This is a genomic window from Kamptonema formosum PCC 10802 (genome assembly GCF_000332335.1).
Taxonomy (GTDB): domain Bacteria; phylum Cyanobacteriota; class Cyanobacteriia; order Cyanobacteriales; family Oscillatoriaceae; genus Oscillatoria.
Window position 1 is genome coordinate 450,853 of sequence record NZ_KB235948.1, and the last position, 13,080, is coordinate 463,932.

Annotated in this window: 9 protein-coding genes; 4 read left to right on the top strand and 5 right to left on the bottom strand. The window is 54.4% G+C overall.

Going from position 1 to position 13,080, the window contains the following annotated elements:
- Nucleotides 1-137: 137 nt before the first annotated feature.
- A complete protein-coding gene (locus OSC10802_RS47290; RefSeq protein ID WP_017715108.1) occupies nt 138-2,711 on the bottom strand; it encodes a polyprenyl synthetase family protein in 2,574 nt (857 codons plus the stop codon).
- Nucleotides 2,712-3,112: 401 nt separating this feature from the next.
- Between OSC10802_RS47290 and OSC10802_RS0101975 the strand changes: the two genes are divergently transcribed.
- A complete protein-coding gene (locus OSC10802_RS0101975; RefSeq protein ID WP_017715110.1) occupies nt 3,113-3,655 on the top strand; it encodes a hypothetical protein in 543 nt (180 codons plus the stop codon).
- A 108-nt stretch (nt 3,656-3,763) separates the two neighbouring features.
- Here the strand turns inward: OSC10802_RS0101975 and OSC10802_RS43830 are convergent, their stop codons facing one another.
- From OSC10802_RS43830 to OSC10802_RS0101995, 4 genes are all read right to left on the bottom strand, one after another.
- Nucleotides 3,764-5,116 carry a beta/gamma-crystallin domain-containing protein gene (locus tag OSC10802_RS43830; protein ID WP_017715111.1) on the bottom strand — a complete coding sequence of 451 codons (1,353 nt, stop codon included), beginning with the start codon at nt 5,114-5,116 and terminating at the stop codon, nt 3,764-3,766.
- A 119-nt stretch (nt 5,117-5,235) separates the two neighbouring features.
- Complete coding sequence (locus OSC10802_RS38295; RefSeq protein WP_017715112.1) at nt 5,236-5,535, bottom strand: H-type lectin domain-containing protein; 300 nt, start codon at nt 5,533-5,535, stop codon at nt 5,236-5,238.
- 109 nt (nt 5,536-5,644) lie between these two features.
- Nucleotides 5,645-6,328, bottom strand: coding sequence for an H-type lectin domain-containing protein (locus OSC10802_RS43835; RefSeq protein ID WP_017715113.1), 684 nt, complete (start codon nt 6,326-6,328; stop codon nt 5,645-5,647).
- Nucleotides 6,329-6,790: 462 nt separating this feature from the next.
- Entirely contained in the window at nt 6,791-7,900 is a 1,110-nt protein-coding gene (locus OSC10802_RS0101995) for a LamG domain-containing protein (protein ID WP_017715114.1), read from the bottom strand.
- 35 nt (nt 7,901-7,935) lie between these two features.
- Here OSC10802_RS0101995 and OSC10802_RS0102000 point away from each other — a divergent pair, with 35 nt between their 5' ends.
- The 3 genes from OSC10802_RS0102000 (at nt 7,936) to OSC10802_RS0102010 (ending at nt 12,903) form a co-directional block, all read left to right on the top strand.
- Nucleotides 7,936-8,175 (top strand): hypothetical protein, encoded by a 240-nt coding sequence (locus OSC10802_RS0102000; protein WP_017715115.1) that lies wholly within the window; start codon nt 7,936-7,938, stop codon nt 8,173-8,175.
- 1,088 nt (nt 8,176-9,263) lie between these two features.
- Complete coding sequence (locus tag OSC10802_RS0102005) at nt 9,264-10,610, top strand: glycosyltransferase (RefSeq protein ID WP_017715116.1); 1,347 nt, start codon at nt 9,264-9,266, stop codon at nt 10,608-10,610.
- Nucleotides 10,611-10,797: 187 nt separating this feature from the next.
- Nucleotides 10,798-12,903 (top strand): thioredoxin domain-containing protein, encoded by a 2,106-nt coding sequence (locus OSC10802_RS0102010; RefSeq protein WP_017715117.1) that lies wholly within the window; start codon nt 10,798-10,800, stop codon nt 12,901-12,903.
- Nucleotides 12,904-13,080 lie beyond the last annotated feature (177 nt).

Sequence of the window (13,080 nt, forward strand, 5' to 3'; positions counted from 1 at the left end):
CTCTCGTTCCCAGCCTCAGGCTGGGAACGCTGTCCAGGAGGCAGAGCCTCCTTCTGACAGAGAGGAAGATTAAAAGCCTAACAACTTACCAAATAGTCTGTCGGGTGCATTACAGCTGAGGCTATCACGCTACGGTTTTAGACGTTCCGGTAAATCACATAGTCAATCAGTTCCTTGAGGAACCGGCGGTCGTGGACGGCGGTAACCCCTTGTTCGCTGGCTCGCAGAGGCGTTTCCCGCTGGAGAAAGTCCATCTTCTCAAAAATCTCAGCCGCTTGGGTGGCCAAAGTGCGCGCTACATTCCAGCCGTGATCGATACTGCCGCAGCGCTGCATCCGGTCGTAAATAAACTCCACCTGTTTTGGGGTTTTTTGCTCCCGAGGCACGGCCAGGATTCCCACAATCTTTTGCGAGTCCGCAGGAGAGCTGTGAGCGATGGCGTGATTCAGCATCAGGGTGCGCTTGCCCTCGTAGATATCGCCGCCTATTTCTTTCCCGTAAAGTTTCATGTCGCCCTGGAGGTTCAACAGGTCGTCTTGAATCTGGAAGGCGATTCCCAGAACCATACCAAATCGGGTCACCTGCGCCAAAGGCTCTACCAAATCTTTCGCATGTGCGGACGGGTGCCCGACAATCAGGCCAATGCGGCAAGGCGTCATAAAGGAATACCAGCAGGTTTTCTTGACGCACATCTTGAAATAGTCTTGGTCGGTGAGGTTGGAGGCATTTGTTGCCACCCAGTCCAATTCCATCGCTTGCCCTTCCACCGATTGCTGGGCCATCAACTCAATCTCATGCAGCACATCCAGGGTTTTGCTCACCCCAATCAGCGGCAAGTTTTCCAGCAACAGTCCCACCGCCAGGACGTTCGTGGCATCTCCCACATTAATAGCGCGGGGAATGCCGATCATGTGGTGCAGGGTTTCTTTGCCGCGCCGCGCCTCGGAACCGTCTTCAATGTCATCGTGAATTAGAAACGCATTGTGATAGAGTTCTAGGGCGGCGGCTGTGGTCAGGGCGGACTGTCCCATCCCTCCTACGGCTCGCGCCATGCTCAGGCACATGGTCGGACGCAGCATTTTGCCGGTGCGGAAGGGATAATCGGCGAGCATTTCGTACAGGGGCTCGTAGGAGCCGAGTCCGCCGCGTTTTTTGTCGATAAACTCCTGAATTTTCACGCCCACAGCAACCCGCGCACTGTGCAGCGCTTCGTTTATAATCTTCTTGTCGAACTCGGCTTTCTGTTGAGCCGGCTCAGTCAGGACCTGTACCGTTTCACCGTCTGGCAATTTTAGAGAATCTGTCTCTTGGGCGGAGCTTTGCTCTGGCGGAGTCGGGAGGTTTAGGGTTGCGATCGGAGTGGCAGTGCTGCCATTTCCTCCCCCATTCGTTAAACCGGCAGGCGGGGAATGGGAATCTGCCAGTGCTGTGCCATTGCCATTGCCATTGCCATTGCCACTGCCACTGCCACTGCCACTGCCATTGCCACTGCCATTGGAGACTCCCCCGTTAGTTAGGCCGGCAGGCGGGGAATGGCTGTCTGCCAGTGCTGTGCCACTGCCACTACCATTGCCATTGCCACTGCCACTACCATTGCCATTGCCATTGCCATTGCCACTGCCACTGCCACTGCCATTGGAGAGTTCCCCGTTAGTTAACCCGGCAGGCGGGGAATGGCTGTCTGCCAGTGCTGTGCCATTGCCATTGCCATTGCCACTGCCACTGCCACTGCCATTGCCATTGGAGACTCCCCCGTTAGTTGGGCCGGCGGGAGAGTCCTGGCGATCTGCCGGGGAAGTGCCGGTGGGGAGTCCCGCATTCGCTGTCCCATTTGCCTGAATGCTCTCATCACTGCTTGCCGGTGCTGTGCCACTGTTATAATAGCGATCGCCATTGCCTGTGCCGTGGGGATCGTAATGGCTGGAAGCAGGTGCTGTTGCACTGAGATAGTAAGCGCCCCCATTGCCTGTGCCGTGGGGATCGTAATGGCTGGAAGCAGGTGCTGTTGCACTGAGATAGTGAGCGACCTCATTGCCTGTGCCGTGGGGATCGTAATGGCTGGAAGCAGGTGCTGTGTGACTGCCATTGCTATTGCCATTGCTCTTGTTATTGAAGAGTCCCCCTTTCGGGTGGCTGTTGGGCAGGGCGCTCTCATGGCGGTAAGCCGCCGCCATCGCAGTCACAAGTCCCCAGTCAGCTTTCCGTTTTAGCTGCAAGTGCTGATGGCTGCCTGTCGGTACTATATCATTAACGACTGCCCAATCAGGCGTGCTGTTTCTCTGCCAGTGGTGATGGCTGCTTGCCGGTCCTGTGCCACTCACCAGTACCCAGTGGGCTGTGCCGGCACCCTGCAAGTTCTCATGGCTGCTTGCCTGTGGTGCGCCACTCACCAGTACCCAGTGGGCTGTGCCGGCACCCTGCAAGTTCTCATGGCTGCTTGCCTGTGGTGCGCCACTCACCAGTACCAAGTGGGCTGTGCCGGCACCCTGCAAGTTCTCATGGCTGGAAGCCGGTGCTGTGCCATTCCCCAGTACCCAGTGAGCTGTGCCAGCACCCTGTAAATTCTCATGGCTGCGAGCTGTTGCTTTCAGATTGGGGAGCGGTTGGGGATTTGTACCCCTGTTCTGTTGTCTGGCTGTCCTGCCTTTGGGTTGATTAAATAACCAGCAGAAAAAGCAGAGCCATAAAATCAAGTAAAATACTTCAGTCATCGATTGAGTCCGGGGTAAATGATTGGCTGGCTTTTCTTTGAGGAGTTACTTTCAACTTGTCATGCCGGGCTGACTGAAAACAGGTGGCTATAGTGCCTGTTTCCCAGTCTTTCCGAAACAGCCGACTCATCCCTGATTTTACCGGGACTGCGGCTGCAACCCCCAGGTGGTATCGATGGCCCCCACCAGGAAGCTGCATAACAGGGCGCTTGGTTCAAGAAACGTAACAGTCACCTACTATAACACAGGTTTCCATTTTATCAAATTTTTTCGGGCTGTTTTTTGTTAGTAATATTTAGAAAATCCCCCATTATACCATAAATGTGGTAATATTTTATTCTGGGCAGGATAGTCTCAGAGCATATGAGATTAAATTAGCGTTGAATTGCTGGAGGTCAACAATGGTATATGCGTCGGACGACCGCCGGGAGCAGTTGGCGAACTGGATACTTGACCTGGTGGAAATACTGCGGGCCAAGGGAGGCTCTACCTGGAGAGTGCTAGTTCAAACAGTCTCTGGAAAGACTGCGGCCATCTCCCTAGACGGTACTGGATTGCGCCTGCGGGCCTTCGGGGGCAGTGAGCTGCAAGTTCAGGTGGAAGAGATAGAAGCATCAGAGGCGCTCAACTTTCGCAGCGATGCCGAGACGCTCAGAGACGTGATTGCAGGCCGGCTGTCTTTGGACGCCGCCGTCACTGCCGGCAACATCTACGTTCGTGGCGATTTAGAAGACGTGCGGGGAATCTATGCGATCGCAATGGAGATTATCGCCGACAGTCCCATCAGTGCGCAATTGCAGCGCCTGTGGGAAGAGTTCGATGAATCTTGGCCCCGTCCCGCCTCTCCCCCGTCTTGCCGCGCTCTCGAACAGCAGAAACCCCCTTACGGGTATCTGGTGAACCAAGTGCCGGAAGATGTGCTTCGCACTGACGTTGGGGAGTAGATAGTTGGGTGCGTTCCCTCGGGGAGGGCAGCCTCACCGTAAGCGCGGAACGCACCCCACTACTTCATTTCATAAAGAAAGCCGGTTTCTCAGAAACCCAGTTCCAGTTTAGGGCACAACAGTCCACTGCACTGTAACAGCGCCTTGATTGTCCCGGAAACCGGCCCCCTGAACGCCACCTTCATCGTCATTCATCGTCAGTGAAATCGTCTCGCCAGGAGCAACGGTCAGGATAGCTTGCAGGCCAACAAATTCATAAGTGCCATTCCCGCGACGGGCAATCAAAGCTCCCTCGGGACGCCCGGGCATGCGGTAGCCCCGTCCTGCATTGGGATAGCTGGGATGTCCGCCGGCACCGTGCATTCCCACACCTGGGTTGTATGCCCACTGCCCGGAACCCGTGAACTGAACCCGCACCGAATTCCCAAATGTATTCGCCCAAGGCACACCAGACAAGTTATTTGCCGGCACTTGCAATGTTCCTGACTGGGGTTGCGGGGATTTGGCAGACCAGTTGACTGTGATGGTGCCTCTGTTATCCGAGTAGCCCACCCCCGACATGTCGTTGAGGACAAAAACCAAAGTCTCGCCGGGTTTCATAGGAATGGTTGTGGCTTGCGACACTTCCGCCACGACAGCACCCGTTGCTTTATTTATTGCCAGTAAGGCAAAGGGCGTATTGTTAGGATATTTCATGTACTGCCCTAACCCCCCGGGCACAGCATCTAGAATCCCTTTCTGAATTTCCGGGGGATAACCTTTGACACCGGCAGCCGTACATCCTGACAGGTCGGGATTGTTGATGTTTGGCGTCCAAGTGCCGCTGGGAGTAAATGTGTAAGTGACTTCTGCCGACTGGATGTTGGTAAATTCGACCCCACCTTCCGCCGTACCGGGGACTTGAAATTGTTTGGCTGCTGGCGGGGGCGGGGGCGCTATTTCTTCAACTTTAATTGAGGAGGTGATGTCGTTGAAATCGTCGCCCACCCATGCGGTATCCTGAATAAAAGTTCGGCTGCGACCTGCGAATCCGTCGTGTTCAAAGAGAGTGACTTTCAACCCTGTTTCCACTTTCAGCGAACTCAGGCTATCGTTGGGAATCCCCAAACTCGCTATATTGTAGCTTCCCGGAATCAGCTGTTGGCTGCGCCCTTGGAAATTGCCGTGTTCGTAAATAATCGCCTTCGGAACCCGTGGCGGCGGCACCAGTTCTTCAACTTTAATAGAGGAGGTGATGTCGTTGAAATCGTCGCCCACCCACGAGGCATCCTCAGTAAAAGTTTTGCTGCGCCCCGTGAATTCGTGTTCAAAGAGAGTGACTTTCAAACCTTTTTCTACTTTTAGGGAACTCAGGCTATCGTTGGGAATTCCCAAACTCGCCATATTGTAGCTTCCCGGAATCAGCTCTTGGCTGCGCCCTTGGAAATTGCCGTGTTCGTAAATGATGGCCTTCAGTACCATTTTTCAGACTCCTTGAACTTCATCAAATATTGTGAGTTTACCATCTCCAGCCCTTCCGGGCTAAAAAAGTAGGTTACCTGCGCTTCTCACGAGAACCCCCTTTTTCTTCTAATGCCCTTCTACTCTCCGTAAGCTACCCAGTTAGCCCAGACCGTGAACAGTACCGTGTCAAACCAGGTCTTGTATTCCACCTCAAACCCGGAATCCGTGATATTTTTAGCATTCACTTGCACGCGGGTATTCTTACTTCCATCCACATCCAGCCCACTCAATCCGATGACGACTTTGGGCGGTTTCGCGAATTTTGACTCAAAGGTCACAGTCCGCGTAAAAACCCGCTCCGCAACGGGTCCTTGGTTGAGCTTCCAAGTCGTGTCTTGAAAGGATCCATTGACCACTGTACCTGATTGCAACTTCATAGTTTACTCCCTCTTGCCTTTCGTTACTACTGTGCGTACCTTCAACCCACTCTAACCTAAAACTGGTTAGATGGATTGAGTGCTTACTGAATGTATAATGTTGGCCGCTCTATTCTCCGAAGGCCATCCAGTTGGCCCAGACCGTATAGAGAATCGTATCAAACCAGGTTTTATACTCCAGATCGAACCCACTTTCCGTTATATTCTTAGCCGTTACGGTGACGCGAGTATTTTTTGTTTCATTCACATCCAGTCCGCTGATTTCGAGGAACACCTTGGGAGGTTTGGCGAATTTGGACTCAAATTGCACCGCACGGGTGAACATCCGCTCTCCAATGGGTTCTTGGTGGAGCTTCCAACCTGCATCTTGATAGGAGCCATTCACCACCGTACCGGATTGGATTTTCAGAGCGGAGGCGCTCACCCCCGACCACTTGACAGTGATGCTGCCGATGTTATCACTGTAGCACCCCGGCACATCATTCAGAATGAAGATCAAAGTTTCTCCCGGTTTCAGGACCAGAGCCGTTTCTTGGCCCACTTCTGCCACCACGGCACCGGTTTGCTTGCTCACCGCTAGCAGGGCAAAGGACGTATTGTTGGGATATTTCATCACACTCTGATACTTGAAGTCCTTATACCCCGCCGCCGTGTAGTTCGGCAAAAAGGTCGCCACGCTAAAGCTGCCGGATGGCGTAAATTTAAACGTGATATCCGAAATCTGGGTGTTGGTAAATTCTACCCCTGTGTCCGAGCTACAGGGGATTTCCATTTGGCCATCTAATGCTGTCATAAGCTAGGGTTTTACTTCAGTTGTCAGTTAGCAGTCTACCATCTATTTTGGCAAAACAAGCTATTTTTTCGCGGCTCGTATTGGGATCGCTTCAAGGGGGGAGAGGCTACCCGGCACCGTCCCAAACCGCAGTTTTGCTGTCGGGCAAGCAGCCCAGATACATTTGGCCGGCTCTCTTAGACTCTAGCACGTGAGCGCGAACTCAGTCTATCATTTTAAACGCTTAAATGACAGCTGCTTCTAGCTGCCTTCGCCTGAGGCGAGGCTTTAAACTTAGAAGCTGCCAGTCCAGTAGAAATGCCAGATGTGGCGTCTCTACAACTTGACAAACTTTACCTGATGCCCATTCCCCGACCGGCGCTCGACCGGTAAAATCGGAAGGTGCTGTCAGGGGAGTGAGCGCCGCAGAGAGTGGAGACGCCACATAAGGCGTCTCCGAGAGCGCGGAACGCACCCCACTACTTAGCGAACAGGAAAGCTACTGTCTTCTACCAGTTTAGCTTCAGTGACCGTCCCGAGCGAGTTGTTTGTCATATCTACAACCCCGACGGTCGAGCCTTCCTGTTTGACCTCATTTAAGGGCCAATAACCGACCAAGTTCGCCTCTTTGCCGGTGAGTCGCTTGCACATATCCGCTTGAATTTCTTGTTCGCTGCGGACTTTATTCCAAAGGCGGACTTCTGCTATGTTACCCTTGAAATAATAACTTTCATTGTCGTCCTTAAAAGCCCCGATCCGCAAGCTGTTTTCTGGGTCATAGCCCACCCCAGCTGGCGAAACAGATTGGCTGGCCTTCCGAACGCCATCAACCCACACGACTAGGTTCTGACCGTCGTAAGTTCCTGTTACATGATGCCACTTGTTCAGCTGCACTGTATTCGATCCACTAGAAAGATACACTATTCCCGAGCTTTGTGCTTTTACCCCCCAATAAACACCGCTGCTTCCGTCCAGGAGTATTCCATACCCACTTTCAGTGCTGCCCGTGTCAAAAACCTTGGAAATTATCCCGGCCCATTTTTTCTGTTCGGAGACATAAATCCAAGCTTCTACGGTCATGTCTTTCGGGACTTTAAATTCAGGCCGGCTCCCGAGTTCGACAAGATCGTTAACCCCGTCAAACTGCATCACTTTAGAAACCGCACTGATCCCCGACCACTTGACCGTGATGCTGCCGGTGTTATCCGAGTAGCCCGCCGCCGGCACGTCGTTGACGACAAACACCAACGTCTCACCCGGTTTGACAGGAATCGTCGTTTGTTTCCCCACTTCCGCGACAGCAGCACCCGTTGCTTTATTCACCGCCAAGAGGGCAAAGGGCGTATTCTTGGGATATTTCATGTACTGACCCAACCCCCCGGGCACAACATCTAGAATCCCTTTCTGAATTTCCGGGGGATAACTGGTGACACCGGCAGCCGTACATCCTGACAGGCTGGGATTGTTGGCGTTTGGCGTCCAAGTTCCGGTGGGAGTAAACGTGTAAGAGACTTCTGCCGACTGCGTGTTGCTAAATTCGACGCCAGCTTCTGACGTAGCTGGGACTTCAAATTGGCCATCTAATGCTTTCATAAACTAGGGCTTTCATTGAGTTTTTATTTAACACTATGCCATTGCTTTTGGCAAATAGCTATCTTTTGGGCCACCCCGATTTGGCCTGCTTCAAGTGGCCCAAAAACTGGCACACTCCCAACCCCCTGTTGGGCTGTCGGGCCATGTTCCTGGGCACTTTCAACGACCTCAGTCTATCCTTTCAAACGCCAAAATCAGAGCCGCTTCTAACTGCCTTCGCGCGAAGCGAGGCTTTCAGCTCAGAATTTGCCATGTTTGCAGGTGAGCGCCTGTAACCTTTCTGAACTCTTTTAATAGAACTCAGCCAAGAGACTCGAACAAGTGTAGAGTCCAGCTCTCGCCTCTCCCTATACCTCTCCTATCTCTTTTCGGCCCGGCTGGGCGTTCTCACCCCTCACCTGCCTGGGATCTTTAGAATGGGCTTCCCTCGGACAGCCCGGGTTTTCACCTTCTGCCAATATAGCACTCTCTCAACCGGTTTTTCAGACCCACAAAAAATTAAATGTTAAATTTTGTTACTCAAGCAGGACTGTCAGAAACTGGAGCGAGTGAACTTTCGTGCAAAAGGGCAATCAAGTCACCGCTAACACTTGACAAAATTTCGAGAATGCGCTTTCCCAAAAACAGCGGACAAAAGATAAACTTTACTACCTCTTTGTAAAAGAAATATTAATATTTATTTTCTGCCAACAGTTCGACCCACTCAAATCGGCGATCCATAACTATCTAGCAAATATCGCCGAGTATTTTTAAGGAAAATTAAATACATAATACCTGAGGCGTTGCTATGGGGTGCCGGTATTGCGGGGGCGGATGGATTTACATACGGCGCTGTGCGGCGCTCCAATTCGGGGGGAGTTACTCCCCCACCGGCAGCGCTCCGGTCGGGAGTGAATCGGGTAGGAGCGGCTGAATTTACATGCAGCGCTGGGGGGGTGCCGATTGCCGGTGAGCCAGCCGCGACTGGCACTGATATAGCAGTAGCCAGTTAGGTTAGGACATTAGATCGAGAGGGCACGGAGGGAACGCCTGCCTTACGCCTTTTATAGCAGTAGCCACTTAGGTTCGTACATTTCGGCCTCTTTTGCACCCCCGCACTCCGGCTCCTATTGTCCTAACCCATATTACTACTGGGATATAGACGTAAGTACGGCGTCCGCCGGGACTGAAGGTCTAATGTTTTAACCTAAGTGCATACTGCTATATCCCTAGGCCAGGGATGTCCTAACCAATATGACTACTGCTAGATAGTCAGGACGGGCCCTTCCCGGACTTTACAAAAGTCAAAACTTGAGAAGGTATCCAAGGAACCCCAGGTAAAATTATGGAAATCGAAGAGAACCTGGATTGAGCGCGAGGTCAGATGGAAACTGAGATAGCCGGCACCAGAAAAGCCAGCACCGAACTGAAAACAAACAAAAGTCAGGGCAAACGCATTGTCTTTACAACATTTGGCTCCCTGGGCGACTTGCTCCCCTACATAGCAATCGCCAAGGAACTGCAGGCGCGGGGCCATCGCGTCACCATCGCAGCCAGCGAGGGCCAGCGCCGCGATATTGAAACCCGGGGCCTTGAGTTCCATGCCGTCAGACCCGATAATAAACCAAAACTCGAGCAGGACTGGGAGTTTTTCAAAATGGTATCCGACTGCCAGAAGGGCACGGAATACCTGATTAGCCACCTGTTGATGCCCCACCTGCGGGCAAGCTACAGCGACCTGATGCAAGCGTGTCAGGGAGCGGACCTGCTGCTGACTCACCCCCTAACCTTTGTCGCTTCCATAATAGTTGAGAAAACCGGCATCCCTTGGGCGTCAAGCGTCCTCTCCCCCGCCTCCCTAGGGTCTGCCTACGATTTGCCTCTAGCCGTCGCAGCTTCCGCCTCCCCTTACGAGCGGGCGCTCGCCGCAGTTGCAAAAGATAGCGCCTTGCGCAGCTTCCGGTGGAACGCCCGCTTGTGGAGCGCTCCCATACGGCAACTGAGGGAAGAACTCGGCCTTTTGCCCAGTGGCGACCCAGTTTTTGAAAGCCAGCACTCCCCCAACTTAGTGCTGGCTCTATTTTCCCGCGCCCTGGCCTCACCGCACCCCGACTGGCCCCCCCAAACCCTTGTCACCGGCTTTCCCTTCAGCGATCGCCGCGCCGGCACCACCCTCCCCAACGAGCAGCTGTCTCCCGAACTGGAAAACTTCTTGAATTCAGGTCCGCCCCCAATCGTCTTCACCCTCGGAACCACAGCCGTGTGGATACCTGGGAACTTTTATGCCGAAGGAGCCGCAGCCGCCCAAAAGCTAGGCTGCCGCGCCGTCTTGCTGGTGGGAGAGGCAATCCGCCACATCCCGCCAGGAGCGCTTCCCGAAGGCGTAGCCGCCTTTAAATACGCCCCCCACTCCCTACTGTTCCCCCGCGCCTCAGCGATCGTGCATCACGGAGGCGTGGGAACCACCGGCCAAGCCCTGAGATCGGGCCGGCCCACCTTGGTCGTCCCCTACAACTACGACCAGCCCGACAACGCCGAGCGCATTGTGCGCCTGGGCGCAGGGCGCACACTCACGCGAGATCGCTGCACCGCAGCAACCCTAACTGCCGAACTCCAGCAACTCTTATTTGACCCCAGCTACGCCGCCCGTGTCGCGCAATTGAGCCAGATAGTGAGCTCAGAAAATGGCGCAGCCACCGCTTGCGACGCCCTCCTTTCCCTGGCGAGGTAACATCGGGGAACCCACCCTACCTATATGTCTGCACTCCATTATTGAGGGCTCGGAGGGAACGCCTGCCCTACGCCTATCTCTCGCAGGACAGGCGTCTCGCCTGTCCCGAAAAATCCCCTCACCCCAGCCACCGCGTTAAACTGACAGAAGGGGGAACCAAAACTCACGCCTTATTCCAGCCACCATCATGCCAAATCGCCTCGCCCAAACCCAAAGCCTCTACCTGCGCAAACACGCCGAAAACCCCATCGACTGGTGGCCTTGGTGCGACGAAGCCCTAGAAACCGCCCGCCGCGACAACAAACCCATCTTCCTCTCCATCGGCTATTCCAGCTGTCACTGGTGCACCGTCATGGAAGGAGAAGCCTTCTGTGATCCAGACATCGCCCAGTACATGAACGCCAACTTCCTCCCCATTAAAGTCGATCGCGAAGAGCGCCCCGACCTTGACAGCATCTACATGCAAGCCCTACAAATGATGACAGGTCAAGGCGGATGGCCCCTCAACGTCTTCCTCTCCCCCGAAGATCGCGTCCCCTTCTATGGCGGAACCTACTTTCCCGTCGAGCCCCGCTACGGGCGACCGGGCTTTTTGCAAGTCCTGCAAGCCATTCGCCGGTTCTACGACGGAGAAAAAACCAAACTCCAATCCGTCAAAGAAGAAATCCTCGCCAACCTCGATCAGTCAGCCGCACTCCCCCCATCGCAACTGAGCGACGACTTGCTGCGGCGGGGGCTCGAAACCAACACCGGCGTGATTTCCTCCTTCGGACACGGCCCCAGCTTCCCCATGATACCCTACGCAGACGCCGCCCTGCGAGCCAGCCGGTTCAATACTGAATTCAAATACGACCCCAAAACCGCCAGCACCCAGCGCGGAGTGCTTCTCGCCCTAGGGGGCATTTACGATCACGCCGGCGGCGGGTTTCACCGCTACACCGTAGACCCCACATGGACAGTCCCCCACTTCGAGAAAATGCTCTACGACAACGGGCAAATTCTCGAATATCTCGCCAACCTGTGGGGCGCGGGAGTCCGCGAGCCGGCCTTCGAGAGGGCGATCGCAGGCACCGTGCGGTGGCTGAAGCGAGAAATGACCGCCCCCACCGGCTACTTCTACGCCGCCTCTGACGCCGACAGCTTCACCGCCCCAGACGCCCCCGAACCCGAGGAAGGCGCTTTCTACGTCTGGAGTTACAGCGAACTGCAACAGCTGCTAACGCCCGAAGAACTCGCAGAACTAGAAGTTGCCTTCACCATTACCGCCGGTGGCAACTTCGAGGGGCTCAACGTCCTGCAGCGGCGCGAAGAAGGCCCACTTTCCCCGCCAGTAGAAACTGCCCTAGCCAAACTCTTTGAAGCCCGCTACGGCGCACCACCGGCATCCCTGGAAACCTTCCCCCCCGCACGCAACAGCCACGAAGCCAAAACCGGCAGCTGGAAAGGTCGCATCCCCCCCGTCACCGACACCAAAATGATCGTCGCCTGGAACAGCCTGACAATTTCAGGTTTGGCCAGAGCCGGTGCCGTCCTGAACCGGCCAGAATACCTAGAACTCGCCGCCAAAGCCGCCAACTTCATCCTCGACAGCCAGTGGGCTTCCGGACGCTTCCACCGGCTCAACTACGATGGCCAGCCTGCCATCACCGCCCAGTCCGAAGACTACGCCCTCTTCATCAAAGCCCTTCTCGATTTGCATCAAGCTTCCCTCAACACCTCCCAATCCCCAAATCTTCAAATCAGGGCCCAAATCCCGGCCCAAATCCCGGCCCAAATCCCAGCTTGGTTAGAAAAAGCCCTGCAAGTGCAAGAGGAATTTGACGAATTTCTCTGGAGTGTGGAGTTGGGGGGATATTATAACACAAGCAGCGATATTCGTCAATACCTTTTAGTGAGAGAGCGCAGCTATGCCGACAGCGCCACACCGGCAGCCAATGGCGTAGCAGTGGCCAACTTAGTGCGGCTCGCCCTGCTAGCAGAAAAGCTGGAATATCTCGACAGAGCCGAGCAAACCCTGCAAGCCTTCAGCAGTATAATGAGCCGGGCACCGCAAGCGTGTCCAAGCCTGTTTGCCGGTTTAGACTGGTATCGCAACTGCACCCTGATTCGCACTGGAAGGGAGCAGGTAGCTGCGCTTATTCCGCAATACCTGCCGGCGGCTGTTTTGGCGGTGGAGCCAAATTTGCCTGCCGGTGCGGTGGGATTAGTCTGTCAGGGGCTGAGCTGCAACGAGCCGGCTGTTAGTATGGCCCAGTTGGGCGAGCAAGTGCGGCTGAGCCAGACGAGGGGGTGACAGCGATTTTGGTTTGTAGTTGGGCTTCAGCCCAAAAGTTCGTAGTTGGGCTTCAGCCCAAAAGTTCGTAGTTGGGCTTTAGCCCAAAAGTTCGCAGTTGGGCTTTAGCCCAAAAGTTCGCAGTTGGGCTTTAGCCCAAAAGTTCGTAGTTGGGCTTTAGCCCAAAAGTTCGTAGTT

Excerpts from the sequence above, each read along its gene's own strand:
- OSC10802_RS0102000 (WP_017715115.1), top strand. The coding sequence starts at position 7,936 with ATGCCATTGCTTTTGGCAAATAGCTATCTTTTGGGCCACCCCGATTTG.
- OSC10802_RS0102010 (WP_017715117.1), top strand. The coding sequence starts at position 10,798 with ATGCCAAATCGCCTCGCCCAAACCCAAAGCCTCTACCTGCGCAAACAC.
- OSC10802_RS47290 (WP_017715108.1), bottom strand. The coding sequence starts at position 2,711 with ATGACTGAAGTATTTTACTTGATTTTATGGCTCTGCTTTTTCTGCTGG.
- OSC10802_RS0101995 (WP_017715114.1), bottom strand. The coding sequence starts at position 7,900 with ATGAAAGCATTAGATGGCCAATTTGAAGTCCCAGCTACGTCAGAAGCT.
- OSC10802_RS38295 (WP_017715112.1), bottom strand. The coding sequence starts at position 5,535 with ATGAAGTTGCAATCAGGTACAGTGGTCAATGGATCCTTTCAAGACACG.
- OSC10802_RS0102005 (WP_017715116.1), top strand. The coding sequence starts at position 9,264 with ATGGAAACTGAGATAGCCGGCACCAGAAAAGCCAGCACCGAACTGAAA.
- OSC10802_RS0101975 (WP_017715110.1), top strand. The coding sequence starts at position 3,113 with ATGGTATATGCGTCGGACGACCGCCGGGAGCAGTTGGCGAACTGGATA.
- OSC10802_RS43830 (WP_017715111.1), bottom strand. The coding sequence starts at position 5,116 with ATGGTACTGAAGGCCATCATTTACGAACACGGCAATTTCCAAGGGCGC.
- OSC10802_RS43835 (WP_017715113.1), bottom strand. The coding sequence starts at position 6,328 with ATGACAGCATTAGATGGCCAAATGGAAATCCCCTGTAGCTCGGACACA.